This window comes from Robiginitalea aestuariiviva (genome assembly GCF_029537735.1).
Classification (GTDB): Bacteria; Bacteroidota; Bacteroidia; order Flavobacteriales; family Flavobacteriaceae; genus Robiginitalea; species Robiginitalea aestuariiviva.
The window spans coordinates 1124610-1145066 of record NZ_JARPUQ010000001.1; the positions used below are offsets into that span (position 1 = coordinate 1124610).

14 protein-coding genes are annotated in these 20457 nt (G+C 56.4%); 13 read left to right on the forward strand and 1 reads right to left on the reverse strand.

Translation table 11 applies throughout. The annotated features are described in order from the left end of the window. Positions 1-153: 153 nt before the first annotated feature. From uvrC to OZ410_RS05065, 10 genes are all read left to right on the forward strand, one after another. Entirely contained in the window at positions 154-1944 is a 1791-nt protein-coding gene (uvrC, locus tag OZ410_RS05020; protein ID WP_277706823.1) for an excinuclease ABC subunit UvrC, read from the forward strand. A 14-nt stretch (positions 1945-1958) separates the two neighbouring features. Then, positions 1959-4214 carry a patatin-like phospholipase family protein gene (locus tag OZ410_RS05025; RefSeq protein ID WP_277706824.1) on the forward strand — a complete coding sequence of 752 codons (2256 nt, stop codon included), beginning with the start codon at positions 1959-1961 and terminating at the stop codon, positions 4212-4214. A 186-nt stretch (positions 4215-4400) separates the two neighbouring features. After that, positions 4401-5543: a 4-hydroxyphenylpyruvate dioxygenase gene (hppD, locus tag OZ410_RS05030; protein WP_277706825.1), complete on the forward strand. Its 1143-nt coding sequence runs from the start codon at positions 4401-4403 to the stop codon at positions 5541-5543. 413 nt (positions 5544-5956) lie between these two features. Then, positions 5957-6703, forward strand: coding sequence for a DUF3108 domain-containing protein (locus OZ410_RS05035; RefSeq protein ID WP_277707172.1), 747 nt, complete (start codon positions 5957-5959; stop codon positions 6701-6703). A gap of 9 nt (positions 6704-6712) precedes the next feature. Further along, a complete protein-coding gene (locus tag OZ410_RS05040) occupies positions 6713-7678 on the forward strand; it encodes a tryptophan 2,3-dioxygenase family protein (protein WP_277706826.1) in 966 nt (321 codons plus the stop codon). Between the two features lie 4 nt (positions 7679-7682). Further along, a complete protein-coding gene (locus tag OZ410_RS05045) occupies positions 7683-9002 on the forward strand; it encodes a M23 family metallopeptidase (protein WP_277706827.1) in 1320 nt (439 codons plus the stop codon). Next, a complete protein-coding gene (pgi, locus tag OZ410_RS05050; protein ID WP_277706828.1) occupies positions 8983-10617 on the forward strand; it encodes a glucose-6-phosphate isomerase in 1635 nt (544 codons plus the stop codon). The genes OZ410_RS05045 and pgi overlap by 20 nt, the downstream gene beginning before the upstream one ends. A gap of 171 nt (positions 10618-10788) precedes the next feature. Further along, on the forward strand, positions 10789-13506 hold the full coding sequence (locus OZ410_RS05055; protein ID WP_277706829.1) for a TonB-dependent receptor: 2718 nt from the start codon (positions 10789-10791) through the stop codon (positions 13504-13506). A gap of 127 nt (positions 13507-13633) precedes the next feature. Beyond that, positions 13634-14071 (forward strand): hypothetical protein, encoded by a 438-nt coding sequence (locus tag OZ410_RS05060; RefSeq protein ID WP_277706830.1) that lies wholly within the window; start codon positions 13634-13636, stop codon positions 14069-14071. A 22-nt stretch (positions 14072-14093) separates the two neighbouring features. Next, the gene (locus OZ410_RS05065) at positions 14094-14684 is read left to right on the forward strand and encodes a 3-keto-disaccharide hydrolase (RefSeq protein WP_277706831.1); all 591 of its coding nucleotides are present in this window, start codon (positions 14094-14096) and stop codon (positions 14682-14684) included. On the opposite strand, the gene OZ410_RS05070 is transcribed toward OZ410_RS05065, so the two are convergent. Further along, positions 14671-15738, reverse strand: a complete 1068-nt coding sequence (locus OZ410_RS05070) for an endonuclease/exonuclease/phosphatase family protein (protein WP_277706832.1) — start codon at positions 15736-15738, stop codon at positions 14671-14673. The genes OZ410_RS05065 and OZ410_RS05070 overlap by 14 nt on opposite strands. Positions 15739-15815: 77 nt before the next feature. Between OZ410_RS05070 and OZ410_RS05075 the strand changes: the two genes are divergently transcribed. Genes OZ410_RS05075 through OZ410_RS05085 form a run of 3 tightly spaced genes read left to right on the forward strand, consistent with a single transcriptional unit; the run spans position 15816 to position 20457 of the window. Beyond that, on the forward strand, positions 15816-18548 hold the full coding sequence (locus tag OZ410_RS05075; RefSeq protein ID WP_277706833.1) for a TonB-dependent receptor: 2733 nt from the start codon (positions 15816-15818) through the stop codon (positions 18546-18548). Further along, positions 18536-19927, forward strand: a complete 1392-nt coding sequence (locus OZ410_RS05080) for a DUF5689 domain-containing protein (RefSeq protein ID WP_277706834.1) — start codon at positions 18536-18538, stop codon at positions 19925-19927. Before OZ410_RS05075 ends, OZ410_RS05080 begins: the two co-directional genes overlap by 13 nt. Positions 19928-19986: 59 nt before the next feature. Next, on the forward strand, positions 19987-20457 hold the full coding sequence (locus tag OZ410_RS05085; protein WP_277706835.1) for an ankyrin repeat domain-containing protein: 471 nt from the start codon (positions 19987-19989) through the stop codon (positions 20455-20457).

Sequence of the window (20457 nt, forward strand, 5' to 3'; positions counted from 1 at the left end):
AAACACCGTCAAAATGCAAGCCCCTTGCAGCCTGAGGGGATTTCCTGGATTACGGTCCATCCCAAACCTTGGCTGCATTAGGGTTTTCCCGGGCCTGCCCGCCTGTGTGCCGGATGGACAAGCTTGACTATCTTTGAGGAGAATTACCGGAAGATGCAGCAGGTCCCTGTCGAGATACAATTGAAAACCCTCCCGTCCGATCCGGGGGTCTACCAGTTCTTTGACGCCGAGGGCAAAATGCTGTATGTGGGGAAGGCCAAAAACCTCAAAAAACGGGTCAGCTCTTATTTCACCAAAACGCACGACAACGGCAAGACCCGGGTTCTGGTCCGCAAAATCAGGAGTATCCGGCACATTGTGGTGCAGACCGAATCCGATGCCCTGCTCCTGGAAAACAACCTGATCAAGGAGCACCAGCCCCGGTACAACGTTCTGTTGCGGGACGATAAGACCTATCCCTGGATTTGTATCAAAAACGAGCGCTTCCCCCGCATCTTCCCTACCCGTAATCGCATACGCGACGGCTCGGCCTACTTTGGGCCCTATACCTCCATGAAGACGGTGCGTGCCCTGCTGGATCTGATCAAAGGGGTCTATCCTTTGCGCACCTGCAATTACGACCTGTCCGAGGAGAAGGTGGAGGCTGGCAAGTATAAACGCTGCCTGGAATACCACCTGGGGAATTGCCTGGCCCCCTGTGAGGGCCTGCAGACTGAGGCCTCTTATAAGCAGCAGGTAGAGGATATCCGGGAGATCATTAAGGGGAACTTCAAAACTTCCCTGCGGTACTTCAAAAACCGGATGGAAGAGCTGGCAGCCAATATGCAGTTTGAAGAGGCCCAGCAGATGAAGGAGAAGATCGAGACCCTGGAAAACTACCAGTCCAAATCTACCGTGGTGAACCCCGGGATCACCGATGTGGACGTGTTCAGCATAGTTTCCGATCCCACCCATGCCTACATCAATTACATGCAGATTTCCCACGGGTTGGTGGTGCGTTCCCATACGCAGGAGATCAAGAAAAAACTCGACGAGTCCGATGCGGACCTGCTGGCCCTGGCGGTGGTGGGCCTGCGCGAGCGCTTTGAGTCCGAAGCCCGGGAAGTATACCTTCCTTTCCCCGTGTCCCTCCCGGAGTCCATCCGGGTGCATGTCCCAAAACTGGGCGACAAGAAGAAAATCCTGGACCTCTCCCAGCGCAATGCGCGTTTTTACCGGCAGGAGCGGTTCAACCAGATCCGCATCACCGATCCGGACCGGCACGTGAATCGCCTGATGGCCCAGATGAAGACGGACCTGCGCCTTTCAAGGGAACCCCGCCATATTGAGTGTTTTGACAACTCCAACATCCAGGGATCCAACCCGGTGGCGGCCTGCGTGGTATTCCGTGACGGGAAGCCGTCCAAAAAGGAGTACCGTCATTTCAATATCAAGACCGTGGAAGGCCCGGACGATTTTGCCTCCATGACCGAGGTAGTCCACCGGCGCTACCGCCGCCTGCTGAACCAGGGCGAATCCCTGCCCGAGCTGATCGTGATTGACGGGGGCAAGGGCCAGCTCTCCGCCGCTTTGAAAAGCCTGGACCAGTTGGGCCTGCGCGGGAAGATTGCCATAATCGGAATTGCCAAGCGGCTGGAGGAAATCTACTTCCCCCAGGATCCCATTCCCCTGTACCTGGATAAAAAATCCGAAACCCTGCGGGTGATCCAGCAATTGCGCAATGAGGCCCACCGCTTTGGGATTACCTTTCACCGGAACAAGCGAAGCAAGGCCGCCATCAGCTCGGTATTGGAAGGTATAGACGGGATAGGCGAAAAGACGGCCCGGGACCTGCTGCGGCAGTTCAAATCGGTAAAGCGTATCCGGGAGGCTTCACAGGAAGACCTTGCCGGGGTCATTGGCCCGGCAAAAGCCCGGAAAGTTTATGAAAGTTTACGCGAATAGAGTACCTTCAACCTATGCGCAGCCTGCCCCTGTTTTTCCTTATTCTTTTTCTGACCCTGCCGGCAAGCGGCCAGTTGCAGCAGGGCGGGGAAGACGTTCGCGTGGGCCTGGTCCTGAGCGGGGGCGGGGCAAAAGGCATGGCCCATATCGGGGCCCTGAAGGTAATTGAAGAGGCCGGGGTGCGTATCGATTACATCGGGGGGACCAGCATGGGGGCCATTGTGGGGGCCCTGTATGCCTCCGGGTATTCTGCGGCACAACTAGACTCCCTGTTCCGGGCCACCGACTTTACGGAACTCATACAGGACAACCTGCCACGGAGCGCCAAGACCTTCTACGAAAAGGAGGATTCCGAACGCTACGCCATTACCCTCCCTTTTAACCGGTTCCGCATCAGTTTCCCCCAGGCGATTTCCGGGGGTCAGAACATCTACAACGAACTGGTGCGTGCCCTGTACCACGTGAAAGACATCTCGGATTTCAACCAATTGCCCATCCCCTTTTTCTGTATGGCCACGGATGTGGAAACCGGAGAGGAGATCCGCCTGGACCACGGGTACCTGCCCGAGGCCATCATGGCCAGCGGCACCTTTCCCTCCCTTTTTGAACCTTCCGAAATTGAAGGCCGCATTCTGATTGATGGGGGGGTGTTAAACAATTACCCGGTAGATGAGGTGCGCAACATGGGGGCAGAACTGGTGATCGGGGTGGATGTGCAGCATGGCCTGCGCAGCCGGGAAGCCCTGCTGTCTGCGACCGAAATCCTGCTGCAGATCAACAATTACCGCACCGTAGGGCAGATGCAGCAAAAATCTGCACGGACGGATGTTTATATCAAGCCGGACATGGACCCGTATTCGGTGATCGACTTTGACCAGCGCGACAGCATTATCCGGGAGGGTACCCGGGCCGCCAAGGCCCGTTGGGGAGACCTGCTGCGCGTGGCAGCCCGCCAGCAACGCAAACCTGTGGCACGGCCACGCATACGGGTGGTGGACTCCATCACGGTAAACCGGCTGCTCATTGCCGGGAATAACGGATACAGCCGGGGTTATGTAAAAGGCAAACTCCGGTTTGACCTGGCCGAGCCCATTCCCTTTGGCCGGTTGCGGCAGGGGATCAGCAACCTGGCAGCTACCGGCAACTTCCGCACCATCCGTTACGAGCTGCTCTCCAATGGCCTGGGGGAGGACCTGATCCTGAAGCTGCGGGAGGATCCCAATCGGACTTTTATCCGCATCGGGGCGCATTACGACGACCTGTATAAATCCGGAGCCCTGATCAACCTCACCCAAAAGCACCTGCTTTCCGACGACGATGTGGGGTCCCTGGACCTGATCCTGGGCGATCATATCCGATACAACCTGCAGTATTATATGGACAAAGGCTCGTACTGGAGTTTTGGCTTCAATTCACGTTTCAACAGCTTCGGGTACGATGTGGATTACGCTACCCTGGCATCCAACTTTACAGTTCCTGCAGACCCGAACATCAACATCCTGAACCTGGATGTTTCGGACCTGACCAACCAGCTCTACGTGCAGACCGTGTTGAACGAAGAGTTTGCTTTTTCCCTGGGGGCAGAGCACAAGCTCCTGCAATACAGCACAGAAACCCTGAGCCCGCCCGCAGGAACCGACCTCCCGGCCGGAAGCAATTACAGGACCTATTTTGAGAACAGCTATTACCTGAGCGCCTATGGCACCCTGACCCTGGATACCTACGATGATCGCTACCTCCCCCAAAGGGGACTTTACTTTGACGGGGATTTCCACCTGTACCTCCTCTCTTCGGATTTTAACGACAATTTCCGGGAGTTTGCGATCGGGAAGGCGCGTATGGGGACGGCCTTTGCCCTGGGGCGCAATTTGAGCCTGAACCTGGAAACCGAGGGCGGCTTTAAGCTGGGGACCTCTACCGTAACAGCCCTGGATTTTGTGCTTGGGGGATATGGTGCCCGGCAAATCAACAACTTCACCCCCTTCCTGGGGTATGACTACCTCTCCCTGCCCGGTAACAGTTATGTAAAGGCCTTTGCCCGCATGGACTGGGAATTTGCCCCCAAGAGCCACATGTTGGTAGCCGCCAATTACGCCAATGTGGCCGATGACCTGTTCCGCACCGGCGAATGGTTTACCGCCCCGGACTTTTCGGGCTACGGCCTGGGGTATGCCTGGGAGTCTTTCTTCGGCCCTTTGCAGGTGCTGTATTCCTGGAGCCCGGAGGGCGGCAGCGGCCGTTTTTTCTTCAGCCTGGGGTATTGGTTCTGAACCGTGCAGCTGTACCTCCGTTTGACGGCTGGCCGGATTTTCCGATATTTGCAGAAAGCGGATTTATGGATCGTATTCCCATGGATATCAGCTCGCACCTGCGGGCCATGTGGTGACCCACAACGGCCGGTGGCCGTCCCGATGCGACCCTTGTCATTTCACCTTCATCCCATAAATCAAATATCGATGTCTACAGTAGATAACACCTCCCTGAAACTGCCGGTAGAAAACCCGGAAGCCGCCGATTTCCTGCCCTTGCTGGGAACGGACCACGTTGAACTCTATGTGGGGAATGCCAAACAGGCGGCCCATTATTACATGTCTGCCTGGGGCTTTCAGCCCGTGGCCTATGCGGGCCTGGAAACCGGCCTGAAGGACCGGGTATCCTATGTGGTCCAACAGGATAAAATCCGGCTGGTGCTCACCTCCCCCTTAAAGCCGGGTGGCCCGATCAACCGCCATATCGACCAGCATGGCGACGGGGTAAAGACCATTGCCCTGTGGGTGGACAACGCTACCCGCAGCTTTGAGGAGACCGTAAAACGGGGTGCCGAACCCCATACCGAACCCTATACCCTGGAAGATAAAAACGGAAAGGTAGTGCTCTCCTCCATCCACACCTATGGGGAGACCCTCCACGTATTTGTGGAACGTTCCGCCTACGACGGCCCCTTCCTGCCGGGTTACCGCGAGTGGAAGCCGTTCTACCAACCTGAACCCCTGGGTCTGAAATATATCGATCACATGGTGGGCAATGTGGGCTGGAATGAAATGAACAAATGGTGCGAATTCTACGCCAAGGTAATGGGCTTTGCCCAGCTGGTTTCCTTTGACGATAAGGATATCTCCACGGAATACACCGCCCTGATGAGCAAGGTGATGAGCAACGGCAACGGCCGCATCAAATTCCCCATCAACGAACCGGCAGAAGGTCGCAAGAAATCCCAGATTGAGGAATACATCGACTTCTACAACGGAGCAGGCGTGCAGCACCTGGCACTGGCCACCGATAATATTATTGAGACCGTAACCGCCCTGCGCAACCGCGGGGTGGAATTCCTCACTGTGCCGGCCACCTATTACGAGGACGTGCTGGACCGCGTGGGGGAAATTGATGAGGACCTGGCCCCGCTAAGGGAGCTGGGCATCCTTATAGACCGGGACGACGAGGGGTATCTGTTGCAGATTTTCACCAAGCCCATCCTGGACCGCCCCACCCTTTTTATCGAAATCATACAGCGCAAAGGCGCAAAATCCTTCGGCAAGGGGAATTTCAAGGCCCTGTTCGAAGCTATTGAAAGGGAGCAGGAATCCCGCGGGACCTTATAAAATTTTCTTATCAAAAGGCCCGGAAACCCCGGTTTTCGATAAAGTATTGTTAAGACCGGAGTTAAAGTCCGTTAAAGGCCAACCGCCTGCCGGGGGCTTATGCTACATTTGGTAGTGCAAGGGGGTGGTTCCCCGAGTAACTTTAAGTATTGGTTTTTCATAATTTAAAGTTTGGTTGGTTATTTAGGAAAAGCCCTGACCGCTAGGTCGGGGCTTTTTTTTGCCCGGAAGGGCAATCCTGGCAAAGGGGCATACAATACTTTGGAACAAATGTTGTTTATCATATTGTAAAAAAAGGAATTACGACCTTGTTTAGTTTGTATTTTTACGTCAAAACCGAGCTTGCTATGAAGCCTTTGCGCCTGTTGCTGATGTTCCTGCTTATGGGGTCCTTTGGGGGATATGCCCAGTATATGGAACCAGGGCCGGAGAAGCGGCGCACCCAGCAATCCTTTAAGGCCGGGGAATGGCTTAAGTTCCGCATCCACTACGGGATCCTGAACGCGAGCTATGCTACCCTGCACCTCACCTCTGATACCCTTCGGGGGGTGCCGGTCTATCACGTGGTGGGCCGGGGCAGGACCACCGGGTTTGCGAGCATCTTCTTTAAGGTGGACGATACGTACGAAAGTTATTTCGGGAAGGTGGATGGAAAACCCCTCCGTTTTATCCGGAACATCTCCGAGGGCGGGTATACCAAGGATATCGAGATCGATTTTAACCACGGGGAGCAGCGGGCCGTATTGCAGGACAACAAGAAGGGAGAGCAGATGTCCTTCGACATTAATGGGTCCGTGCAGGACCTGATTTCCGGTTTTTATTTTCTGCGCAACCATTACCGGGCCGAGGACCTGGTGGTAGGGGAAAGCATTGAACTGAATATGCTCTATGACGACGATGGTATTTTCCCTTTTCGCCTGAAATACCTGGGCAAGGAAATCCTGAAGACCAAATTCGGAAAAGTAGAGTGCCTGAAGTTCCGCCCCTATGTGCAATCCGGCCGTGTCTTCAAAGAACAGGAAAGTTTATCTTTGTGGGTGTCCAATGATAAGAACAAGATCCCGATCCGCATTGAGGCCGACCTGGCAGTAGGGTCTATCAAGGCAGACCTGGATGGCTTTAACGCCCTGAGGAACCAGTTCTCCATCATCATGGACTAAGCAGTCCGCATGAAGAACAAAGCCCATATCGATGATCAAATCCGGAACCTGGAAGCCAAATACAAGGATTCCGGGCAGGACCTCAGCTCTTATCTGGACGGGCTGCTCTACCAGCGTTACCTCACCTATTGGGACTACATCCACCTGGATACCCTTTTGAGCCTGCAGGTACCCAGGACCCATTTTCCGGACGAGGAGATCTTTATCATGTACCATCAGATCACGGAGTTGTACTTCAAGCTGATCCTGCATGAACAGAAGCAGATTGTAGACGACAAGTCGCAATCCGTACCCTTTTTTGTGGAAAAGCTCAACCGGATCAACAATTACTACAAGGCCCTGATCTCTTCCTTCGGCATTATGGTGCGGGGCATGGACAAGGAACAATTCCTGAGGTACCGGATGGCCCTTTTGCCGGCCAGTGGCTTCCAGTCTGCGCAGTACCGGATGATCGAGATTTATGCCACTCCCCTGGAATTGCTGGTTCACCCGGAGCTGCGGGAGGAATACGGCAGCGAGGACCCTATCGAAACACTCTACGAGCAGATTTACTGGAAACGGGGTGCCACGGACCTCAGTACCGGGGAGAAAACCCTGACCCTCAAACAATTTGAATACCGGTACACCCCGCGCTTTATTCGCATTGCCAGGGAGGTGGAGGGGAACACCATTTATCACAAATATTTAAATTTGCCCTCATCGGACCGTTCGGACCGGACCCTGGTGGATGCGTTGCAGCGCATGGACGTACAGGCCAACATCCACTGGCCGCTTATGCACCTGGGCTCTGCCCACCGGTACCTGAGCAGGGAGAAAGAAACCCTGGAGGCCACCGGGGGCACCAACTGGAAGACCTATCTGCCGCCGAGTTTTCAGCAGGTGGTGTTCTTTCCGGAGGTCCATGAAGAAGAAACATTAAAGAACTGGGGCAAGCAGTGGGTAGACCACCTCCTGAACCCCGAAAACCAGAATTGAACACATGAGACGCACGCTTTGGGGTATGATGGTGCTGGTAGTCCTGGGGTTTTCCTGTAAACGGGTGGCTTCGGACCTGCCGGACGATTCCGTAGGGGAGGAGCCGGAAATCGCGGCCCTGCAACCCCGGATCGAATACGGGTTTAACCTGGACGATTTCGAGGTGGTTACGGACACCATCCGCAAGGGCGACAGCTTTGGCGAACTCATGCTCCAGAATAAGGTGGATTACCCGAAAATTGCCACCGTGGCCGAGCGCTACCGGGATACCTTCGACGTGCGTCGCATCCGGGTGGGCAAGCCCTACCTCATCCTCAAATCCAAGGATACGGCCCAGGCGGCCCAGGTATTCATTTATCAGGAGGACCGCATTAATTACACGGTGGTGGATTTCAGGGATTCGGTACGCGCCTACAAGGAGAAGCGCCCGGTGAAATTGGTGGAGCGCGAAATATCCGGGGTAATCCCGGAAGGGGGCTCCCTGGACTACGTGTTGTACGAAAAAGGCGTGAGCACCTACCTCAGCACCGAAATGTCCCAGATCTATGCCTGGACCATCGATTTCTTCAAGTTATACCCCGGGGATAAATTCCGGATTGTTTTTGACGAAAAGTACATTGCCGACAGTATCTATGCAGGCACCGGACCCATCAAGGCGGCCTTCTTCGAGCACCACGGGGAGGGGCGATATGCCTTTGCCTACACCAACGACTCCCTGAATATGAAGGAGTACTTCGACGAGGAGGCTGAGAACCTGAGGCGGACCTTCCTGGCGGCCCCCCTCAAATACGGGTCGTACCGCCTTTCGTCCCGCTACAACCTGAAGCGCCGCATCCGCTACTACGGCTACAAGGTGCGTCCCCACAAGGGCACCGATTACGCTGCGCCCATCGGCACCCCTATCCTGGCGACGGCAGACGGGGTGGTAACCGAATCCACCCGGCGCGGGGGGAACGGGAAGTATGTGAAAATCCGACACAACGGTACTTACAGCACCCAGTACCTGCATATGAAGGCTCAGAATGTGAAACGGGGCGATTATGTGCGCCAGGGCGATGTGATCGGATGGATCGGGATGACCGGGAATACCGGCGGCCCCCATGTGTGTTATCGTTTCTGGAAGAATGGCCGGCAGGTAGACCCCCTGCGGGAGGAACTGCCCGCTGCAGAGCCCCTGGCGGAGCCTCTGCGCCCGGATTATTTCGCCTACATTGCACCCCTGAAGGAGCAGCTGGACTGCATCCCTTTTGACCCGGATCCCACCCAGCAGCAAGAGGAATTGATAACGTACAACCCAACCGAGGATGCCCTTAACCAACCTTAATCCCACGACTACACAGGCCTGGAGCCAACTTCGTGAACACTACCAAAACACCCGGGACCAACATCTGAAAGAGACTTTCCGGCAAGACCCCGGCCGCGCCGGCCGTTACAGCATCCGCTGGGAGGATTTTTTCCTGGATTACTCCAAGAACCGCATAGACGACCGCACCCTGGAATTGTTGAGGGAGCTTGCTGCCGAGGCTGGCCTGCAACAGGCCATTGAGGCCTATTTTACCGGGGAGAAGATCAATAAAACCGAAGGCCGTGCGGTTTTGCATACCGCCTTACGGGCCCCGGAAGGTGCGGCGATAACCCTGGACGGGGAGGATATCTCTGCCGAGGTGGCTCAGGTAAAAGCCCAGATCCGCGACTTTTCTGAAGCGGTAATCCGGGGGGACAAGAAAGGATATACGGGCAAGGCCTTTACCGACGTGGTCAACATCGGGATCGGGGGGTCGGACCTGGGGCCGGTGATGGTTACTGAGGCCCTCCAATATTATCGCAACCACCTGCGGGTGCACTTTGTGAGTAACGTGGACGGGGACCATGTACATGAGACCCTGAAGGGCCTGGACCCCGAAACCACTTTGTTTGTGGTGGTTTCCAAAAGCTTCACCACCCAGGAAACCCTGGCTAATGCCCTGACGGCCCGCAAGTGGTTCCTGGAGCACGCCTCCGAGCAGGATGTGGCCCTGCATTTTGCCGCCGTGTCCACCAACCAGCAAAAGATCGGGGAATTCGGGATAGTCCCGGAGCACGTCTTTACCATGTGGGACTGGGTGGGTGGCCGCTTTTCCCTGTGGAGTGCCGTGGGCATTTCCATAGCCCTGGCTGTAGGGTACGACCACTTTGAATCCCTGCTGCAAGGCGCAGCCGGGATGGACCAGCACTTCCGGACTGCTTCCTGGGAGGACAATATGCCCGTGGTGCTTGCGCTGCTCAGCATCTGGTACAACAACTTTTACGGGGCGGAAACCGAGGCGGTAATTCCCTATACCCAATACCTGCATCGCTTGCCGGCCTATCTGCAGCAGGGGATCATGGAGAGCAACGGCAAGTGTGCCGACCGCAACGGCAAGCGGGTAGGCTACCAGACCGGCACTATTATCTGGGGGGAGCCAGGCACCAATTCCCAGCACGCCTTTTTCCAGTTGATCCACCAGGGAACCAAGCTTATCCCTGCTGATTTTATAGGGTTTAAACACTCTCTGTATGGCGACCAGGATCACCACCTGAAACTGATGGCCAACTTTTTTGCCCAAACCGAGGCTCTGATGAACGGAAAAACCGCTGGGGAAGTCCGGGAAGAACTGCAGGGGAAAATGGAGCCTGAAGCCCTGGAAGCCCTGGTGCCCTTCAAGGTTTTTGAAGGCAACAAACCCACCAATACCCTGTTGATTGACCGTCTGACTCCGGCAAACCTGGGTGCGCTGGTGGCCCTTTACGAGCACAAAATCTTTGTGCAGGGGGTGCTTTGGAACATCTTCAGTTACGACCAGTGGGGCGTAGAGCTGGGCAAGCAACTGGCCTCGGCCATCCTCAAAGACCTGGAAGGCGCCAATGTAAGCAGCCATGACGCCTCTACGCTTCAACTCCTTCAAAATTTTAAGAAATAAACTGCCGATCCGGCAAAGGTGAATAACTATTCATAAGTCCTTGCCAGCCAGTCCGTTTTAAAGGGTTTTTGTGTTACTTTAGGGCTGGGGAATTTAACATTCCCTTAATACTTAAGTGGGTTTTCTAATCCACTTTTGCATCACAAGTAAAAACCTAAATAACACGAGAACATGAGAAAACTAGTCTTTACCTGGGTCTTGGCTTTTTCAAGCGTACTGGCCTTTGCTCAGGAAACCTTCACCGGGAAGGTGGTAGACGGAGAAACCAACGATCCGCTGCCGGGCGCCACCGTTGTGGCTAAGGGTACCACCATTGGGGTGGTCACCGGGTTTAACGGGAATTTTACCCTGGATGCCCCTGCAGGCTCCGTACTGGTTGTTTCCTACCTGGGGTACGGAACACAGGAAGTGCCCGGGGGGCAGGACATGGTTATTTCCCTGATGTCCGAAGCCAACCAGCTTGGTGAAATTGTATTGACTTCCAGCGTGATCGACATCGCTAAGGAACGGGAGACCCCCGTGGCAGTTTCCACCATTGCTCCAGCCGAGATCGCCCTGAAAGTGGGTAACCTGGAATTTCCGGAGATTATGAACCGCACCCCTGGGGTCTATGCGACCAAGCAGGGTGGAGGTTACGGGGATTCCCGGATTTCCCTTCGCGGTTTTGACCAACGCAACACCTCTTTCCTGATTAACGGGCAACCCGTAAACGATATGGAGAATGGCTGGGTGTACTGGTCCAACTGGCAAGGCCTTACCGACGTGGCTTCCGGAATTCAGATTCAGCGGGGCCTCGGGGCCTCCCGCCTGGCTGTACCGTCTGTAGGGGGTACGGTTTCCATCTTTACCAAGGCGGCCGAACTGAGCCAGGGTGGGGCTATTGCCCAAACCGTAGGTAACGACCTGTACTTCAAAACTTCCGTTTCCTATAACACTGGAAAAAATGAGAAAGGCTGGGCTTCTTCCTACCTGCTGAGCCGCTGGTCCGGAGACGGGTATGTAGACAATACCGCAGGAGAGGGCTGGACGTATTTCTTTGCCGTGGCCTATGCCCCGGAAGGATCCAAGCACGCCTTTAACCTGTCCCTGCTGGGCGCCGGCCAATGGCACCACCAGCGGGATGTATGGGTGTCCATCCGCGACTACGAAAACTTCGGTGATCAGGGGGAAATTGACGCCCGCTGGAATACCAACGGTGGTCTGCTGAACGGCAAGGAGTACAACGTACGACGGAACTTCTACAACAAGCCACTGGCTACCTTTAACTGGGATTGGGAAATCTCCGACAACGTTTCCCTGGCGACCTCCCTGTACGGCTCTGCCGGACGTGGGGGCGGAACCGGGCCCCGCGGGAACAACTTCCGCAACGGAGACATCGATATGTATCCCTTCCGTATTGACCTGACCGAGCACTACCTGGAGAACGGACGGGGTACCCGTCTGCCCAACGGACAGATCGATTTTAACGCCGTGGTAAACACCAACCGGGCCACTACAGATCCGTACAGCGGGTCTATTTCCAACTTTGAAGGCCTGCGGATTGGTTCCAACGGCTTCCGCGACGACGGGGTTAACCGTGCCGTAATGGTTCGCCGGGCTTCCATGAACAGCCACGACTGGGTGGGCGCCATCTCCAACCTGGATATCACCAGCGGGAAAATGCGCTACTCCATCGGGGTGGACCTTCGGAACTACAAAGGCTACCACTACCGTGTCCTGAACGACCTGTTGGGGCTGGACGGCTACTACTCTACCGGGAACCGCAACTCTGCCGGGCAGATTGTGGAAACCCTGATCGATGCCGATCCGTTCAACAACACCGGGATCAAAGGCCCGAAAATCGATTACTACAACATCGGTTATGTAGGCTGGCAAGGGGTAAACGGCTTAATCGAATACAACGACCAGTCTAAAGTGACTGCCGTACTCCAGGCCGGAGTTTCCAACCAGTCCTTCCAGCGCGAAGACCTGTTTGACCAGCCGACCAACCCGCTTTCCGAGAAGAAAAACCTGACCGGGGGCTACGTGAAGGGTGGTGCCAACTACAACTTCAACGAGCGCTCTAACCTGTTTTTCAACGCCGGGTATATCTCCCGTCAGCCTCTGTTCGATGCGGTATTCCCGAACTTCGCCAACGCGGTGAACCCTGACCTTCAGAACGAGGAAATCGTTTCCTTTGAGTTGGGGTATGGGTACGTGACCAACAACTTTAAGTTGAATGTGAACGCCTACAACACCTCCTGGGGTAACCGTTTCGTATCCCGCAGCATCCCGAATGCCCAGGGTCAGGATGGAACTGCCCAGTTCAAGGACATCAGCGTCCTGCACCAGGGGATTGAGGTGGAGGCCACGTACGACGTGAGCAACCAGCTGCGCCTGAAAGGGATGATCTCCGCCGGCGACTGGAGGTACACCAAGGACTTTAGTGCCACCCTGTTCGACAACAACAACCAGCAGATCGGTACCGGTACCCTGTACACCGACGGTGCCAAGGTTGGGGATGCCGCGCAGTTCACCACCTTCTTTGAAGCGGATTACCGCATTGGCAGCACCAGCTTTGACCTGGGCTTCCGCTACATTGACGGGCTGTACGCAGATTATTCCATCACCGATTCTGACTTCCTGCAACCGGATAACCAGGGAGCCCTGAAGCTTCCCAGCTACGCCCTGGTAGATCTTGGGGGGACCACGCGTTTTGCCCTCTTTGGTAAAGACGCTTCCCTGCGGGTGAATGTGAACAACCTATTCAACACCACCTACATTGCAGAGTCTAACTCCAACATCCACGCCACGGCCGGCTCCGACACCTGGAAGGGTATCGACAAGCTGAACTACGTGTGGTTTGGTTTCGGTACCACCTGGAACGCGACCTTCAAAATTAACCTGTAAGGCGCACAGGAACCCATATCACCCCTGGGTGAACCTGAACCCCCGGATATCACATCCGGGGGTTTTTGTTTTTGGACCCTGCCGGGACACAACCAAAAAATAGATACCTTTAGCAAAAATTCATTCCATGGAAATCCTGCGCATTGTGCACTCCTACCTGGCCTACGTGGCTTTGTTTATGCTGGTAATTGCGGTGATCAACGCCCTGGGCGGCTGGTCTTCCAAACGGATATTCAACATGCACCGCGACCTGCGGATTAGCCTGTTTGCCCTGATCCTGTGCCACCTGCAACTGGTGGTGGGCCTGCTGCTTTATTTTATCTCGGCCAACGGTTATCAGGCGATTAACAATAATGGCATAGGCGGGCTGAATTCGGCAGCCCGGCTGCTGGCCCTGGAACACCCCTTAATCAATATCCTGGCCATTGCCCTGATTACCGTGGGCTGGTCCCGCCATAAAAAGTTTATGGAGGGCGACAAGAAATTCAAAAGCATCGGCATCTTCTACGGGATTGGCCTGTTGCTGATTCTGAGCCGCATCCCCTGGGGCCAGTGGTTCAATTAAGACTTTATAAACCCCATATCTGATGAAACGCATTTTACTTCCCCTGTTTGCAGCCTGCCTTTTTGGGGCCCAGGCGCAGGAAACCGAATTGTTTAACGGCAAAGACCTGAGCGGGTGGACCGTGTACGGCACTGAAAAGTGGTACGTGGAAGACGGCCTGCTCGTATGCGAGAGCGGTCCGGACCAGGGCTACGGCTACCTGGCCACAGACCAGCATTACAAGGACTTTGAGGTGACCCTGGAGTTCATGCAGGAAGCCAATGGCAACAGCGGGGTCTTTGTGCGCTCCACGGTAGATGGCACCAAGGTGAGCGGCTGGCAGGTAGAGGTTGCGCCCCCCGGGCATGACACTGGCGGCGTGTACGAATCTTATGGCCGCGGCTGGCTGATCAAGCCCGAGGCCGGGAAGCCCGACGTTAAAATGGGCGAGTGGAATACCCTGAAGATCCGCATGATGGGCGACCAGCTTACCTCCTGGCTGAACGGGGTAGAAATGGTAAGCATCACCGATGCCAAGATCGGGGCCGGGGAAGGCTCCATTGCCCTGCAGATCCACGACGGGGGCGGCATCAAAGTGAAGTGGCGGAATATCCGCCTGGTTACTCCGCAGTAATTTCGGCAACGGGCTGTAGCAGGAAGGCATAAACAGGGAAGTGGTCGCTGTACCCGCCCTGGTAGATGCCCCCGGCATAGGTTCGGTATGGATACCCTTTGTAGGCCCCGGAAGGGGTCTTCAAAAAAGCCGGGTGGTGTATGCGCGCCTTCCAGAACCGGTAGCCCCCGGATTGCCCAAACCAATTCCCATTCCATAGGATCTGGTCAAACAAACTCCACCGGTCTGCATAGGCCAGGGTTCCCATTCCCTTGCGGTACATGTCTTCCATCGGATTGAATAACAGTCCGGGGAGCAAGCTATCTGTTTGACTGCGTGTTCCCAGGCCATAGCGCAGGCTGGCATCGGAAGGCTCGTCATTAAAATCCCCCATGGAGATAAACCGTGCCCCGGGGTCGTCCCTGAGCACGGAATCCAGTATACTGCGTTGTAAGGCTGCCGCCTGTTGTCGGTATGGGGCACTTCGGGCCTGACCCCCGCTGCGGGAGGGCCAGTGGTTTACCGAAATATATATGGGTTCCCCGTCCAGGGCGCCGTAAACCAGTAATTGATCCCGGGTATAGCGTCTGAAGTTTGCAGGGTCACGCAGCAACAACCTGCGGCTTTCTATCTCCCAAACGGAGAAGCAGTCCTTGTTATACAATAGGGCGACGTCTATCCCCCTGCGGTCCGGGGAATCAAAATGCACAATCCCGTAATTAACCCCCTGCAGAGGTGGCTGGGCCCGTAAATCTTCCAGCACCTGCCGGTTTTCTACTTCACACAGCCCGATCAAATCCGGGAGGCGCTTTGCTTCCTCTTGGCCAATGCCGGCCAGCACGGTGGCAATCCGCCCGAGTTTGGCCAGGTAGCGCTCCTGGGTCCAGGCATAGCGGCCGTCCGGCGTCCGCTCGTCATCGTCCGTAAGCGGGTCGTCTTCCGGGTCAAACAGGTTTTCCACATTGTAAAAGGCCAGGGTGCGGATGCGGTACGCACCGGAGTCGGCCGGGTTCAGATCCGGGGTATGGCAAGCGGCCAGCGCAAGTAAGCCCAGGTACAGGAAAAATCGCTTCATCCGGCAAAACTAAGGGGTGGTACTGCAAGGCAGGTGCATTCCCGTGGAATAGGTTTGCGTCCTCCAAGAAGTCCGCCATGTCCAAACCCCTATTCCGTTTCCTGTTATTATGCGGGGCTTTACTGTTGCCCATACAGCTCATCGGGCAGTCCTGTACAGTAAGAGGGAGGGTGCAACAGGCCACAGGCGGCCCGGGTGTTTCCGGGGCCGTACTCCTGACCCTTGCAAATATTCACCTGGGGGAGACCGGGGAGGACGGACAATTCATTATACCCGTTCGGGAAGGCCAGCGGGAGCTGGTGGTGCGTGCCGTCGGGTTTTTGGATTTGCGCGTTGTCCTTCCCCATTGCACCGGCGATACGCTGCAGTTAGGGCCCCTGATCCTGCGGGCGCTCCCCATGGATGAGCCCGATTATGTCTGGCTGGAAACCCTTGCCGATGAGGAAGACCAGGATCCGGGGGGAGGGCTGCTGGGGATGGGCAGGGATTTCTTTACCCGTCGCGCGGCATTCGATTTCAGTGCCGGATATTTCCGGACCAGGGGATTGGAGCAGCAGGAATTGCTGGCCACCTTCAACGGGGTCCCCATGAATAATCCCTGGGACGGCAGGCCCATGTGGAGTAGCTGGAGCGGGCTCACGGACTTGATACGAACGGCCGGCAACCACAGGGCAAGGACATTTTATCCAAGGGGTTATGGCGGGCTTCTTGGCGCTCTCGAGATCCAGGGCAGTCCTGCTGCACTCCGCCCGGGTATGCGGGTTACCCTTTCGGCCAGCAACCGCAGCTACCGGTTCCGCCAAATGGTAACATATAATTCCGGCCAGAGTAATACCGGCCTTGGATACTTAATTTCCATGGCCAGGCGGGATGGGGACCGCGGGTATCTTGACGGGACGTCTTACCAATCCCTGGCAGGCTATGCCGCCTTAGAGTGGGAATTTCTCCCTGGGCAGCAGCTGCTTTTTTCCGGCTTGCTGAGTCATACCCGTCGCGGGCTTTCCGGTGCCCTCACCGAAGAAGTCACTGCCATCCAGGGGCGCCAATACAATCCGCACTGGGGCTGGCAGAACGGAAAAATCCGCAATTCCAGAGTACAGGATACAGAGGAACCCTTATTGACATTTACCTATACCGGGAAAACCCCAAAGGCCCAATGGGAACTCGCTATAGGCCACCAGTGGGGTGGCAGCCACCGTTCCCGCCTGGGCTATTTCGGGGCGCCCAACCCGGATCCCTCGAATTACCGCTACATGCCTTCCTTTTACTACAACAGCCCCCTGGGTCCCAATTATGCAAATGTTCAGAAGGCCAGACAGGCTTTTGTTTCGCATCCCCAAATCGATTGGGAGCGCCTATACCAGACTAATTCCGGGGCCTACCCGGAAGGCCGTGCGGCGTACCTGCTTACAGGGGATTGGCAGGGAGGATCGCGCTGGAAAGGCGCCGGCAGGGTTAGCCTGATGCTGTACCGGGGGCTTTGGCTGGATGCAGGACTTCAGGCTTCCCGCAGCCTGCTTGAAGCCCGTCAGGAAATACTGGATTTGCTGGGAGCCGCGTACCATAAAGATGCCGATCCGTTTAGCGGCACCCAGAATGATTTGGAAGGCCCGGAACAGAAAGGACCGGGTGCTGTTGTGGGCTATGCCTTTGACTTGAAACATAAGGGGCTGCAGGGGTATGCTCAGGTGCGCTATCAGGGAAACAGGTGGGAAGGGGGGGTGGCCTATCATCAAGGTAAGGAGTACGCCTGGCGATACGGACATTTCCGTAACGGCCGCTACCCGGAAGACTCCCAGGGTTTCGGTCCTTCCCTGCAGGGATCATCCCAGGGGTTAAAGGGATACCTGGGTGTTCGCCTCTCAGGGCATATTTGGGCAATGGCCCATTTAGGTTCCGAATTCCGCTCACCGAACCTCCGCGACTGGTATACCGACCCCAGGGAGCACCATTTCTACATACCTGCGGAAAGGGAACGGGTGCGAGGGGCTTCCCTGGACCTGCACTTGCGCTTTCCGAGGCTCAGCGGGCGTTTGGGAGGGTATTTCAACCGGTTTGATGGTGGTCGTAGCTTAAGGTCGTATTATGCCGAAACCGCTTTTGGGGATGCTTTTGTTCGGGAACTGGCTTTAGGATTGGGGGCGCGGTTACAGGGCTTTGAAGCAGGCCTGGAATACCAGCTCAGCCCGGAAGTAAGCCTTAACCTGGCTGCCGGTCTTGCGCGCCACCGCTATGCGGGCCGGGCCGGGCTTCTCCTATTTGCCGCTCCCGGCGCAGGCCTTCCCGAGGTGGCATCCGGCCCTGAAGGGCTGGACCTGGGAGACGCGGACCTGGATGGACTGCCACTGGCCCGCGGTCCTGAAACTGCCCTGGCCCTGGGGGTTCGTTACAGGGCCCCGAAGTACTGGTGGCTCGATGTGCGGACGGTATACCTTGCCCGGAGCTTTCCCAGCCTGGCCCTGATTCGCACTACTGATGCCTTCAGGAACCCTCCAAATAATACCTTGCCGGATGGGGCTGCTTCGACTTACCGGGAACTCCCTCCCCACCCTAATCCCATTCCGGAGGCCTACCTCCTGAACCTGAGCTTTGGGAAGTCCTGGCTTAAGGGCAGCCACTATATCAGCGCCTTTATGGGCTGGAACAATGTATTTGACCAGGCCTTTCGTTCCGGGGGATACCAACAGGGGCGGATGGCTACCCAAACCGGATATAATCGGGATGCCCGGAGCGGGCACCCTTCCTTTGGCCCCCGCTACTGGCAGGGCCAGGGACGTAACTTCTTTATCAATATCGCATGGAGTTTTTAGGCAAATGGCCCCGGCTGGGGCAATGGGCCCTGTTCGGGGCGTTTCTGACCCTGACGGGTTGTACTTCCCCTGAACCGGATTCTGAATCCGATGTGGGTTGCGAAATCCCGGAAATGGAAGGGGTTGGCTTCCAGGTGCTGGAGGCCTATGGCGGGGATGCCGTGGTGGAAATTACGGATCCTATTTATGTGGAGGGCTACGTGATATCTTCGGACCGGGAAGGGAATATTTTTGGGAGGCTTTATGTGCAGGACCAGTTGGAAAACCCCGCCTATGGGGTGGAGTTAAAAACGGATCTCCTGGACCTGCAAGCCCTCTTCCCCCCTGGTGCGCGGGTGCGCATAAACCTTCAGGGCTTATTCCTTGGCCGGCAGGGGGGCGGTATGGCCCTGGGCAGTCGGAGGGATATCTTTGGCAACCCGGTATTGGACCGTATCCCTGCCCTGGCTACCCTGGATTACCTCACCCTGGCCTGTACCCCTGGCGGCACCCCAATACCTCGTGAGGTCTCCCTGGATTCCCTGAATCCTTCCTATTTGCATACCCTGGTACGCATTCCCGAGTTGGAGGTGGAAGCCGGGGCTCAGGGACAACCTTTTGCCGAGGCCGGGTCCCAGACCCGCATCCCCCTGGTTTCGTGTTCCGGACACCAGCTGGAGCTGGACAATAGCGGGTACTCGGATTTCCAGGCACTGCCCCTTCCGGCGGGTAGCGGCGCGGTTACGGGGATTTTGGTGGGCTCCAGCGGGAATTTCCGGTTGCTCCTGCGCACCGCAGCCGACCTGGATTTTGAACCCCTTTCCTGCCTGGATCGCTACCCCTTGCAGACCACGGATCAGGTAATCATTTCAGAAATTGCGGACCCGGACAATGAAGCTGGGGCCCGGTTTATTGAATTGTATAATGCCGGCGCAGAATCCATAGCCCTGCGTGGATGGTCGCTGGTGCGCTATACCAATGACAATACCTCGCCCGGCCTGCAGGAGGACCTTACAGGCCTTGAAATTGGCCCCGGGCAGGTCCTGGTCTTTACCGCCTCCGAGGCGATTTATAAACAGGTTTATGGCCGGGATCCGGACCGCGTATTCAGGCCCAACGGCCCTGCCGATTCCAATGGGGACGATAATATTCTGCTGCTGGACCCTTTTGGCACCATAATCGATGCCTTTGGGGTGCCCGGGGAAGACGGTAGCGGTACGGCACACGAATTTGAGGATGGCCGGGCCCTGCGCTTGCCGCGGGTATTTCAGGCCTCTGCGGCATTCCAGCCTGCCCAATGGATGCTGTGGAATGACACCGGGGCGGCCGGCACCCAATTGCAGCCCCGTCAGGCCCCTGCGGATTTCACTCCCGGCCTGCACCCGGACCCCTCCCAATAGGGTGGGAGGACCCCTTTACCCCCGTTGGGCAGACCGAAGATTTCCGTACCTTTACGGGCATGAATGCCAACGCCTTTTTTGACTTGATCCGCGAAGGGAACCTGTTTGGCGTGAAACAGGCGCTTGCGGAAGATCCGAAGCTTATCGGCAGCCGCGACCCCCGGGGGTCTACCCCCCTGATGCTGGCGGCCTATTACAACCACCACGAACTGGTGGCCTACCTGCTGGAGCAGGGGGCCCCGGTGGATGAGACAGACGCTTCGGGGAATACCCCGCTTATGGGGGCCTGTTTCAAGGGTTATACGGAAGCGGCCAGGGCCCTGATCGACGCCGGGGCCGATGTGAATGCCGTAAGCCCCATGGGGGGCACCTGCCTGATCTTTGCCGTGTCCTTTGGCCGTTCCGAAATTGCCCGGATGCTGATCAACGCCGGGGCCGATACCGCGGCTACCGATGCCCGGGGCCGTACCGCCATGGACCTGGCCCGGGCACAGAACCTTACGGACCTGATCGCCCTTTTGGAAGCCTGA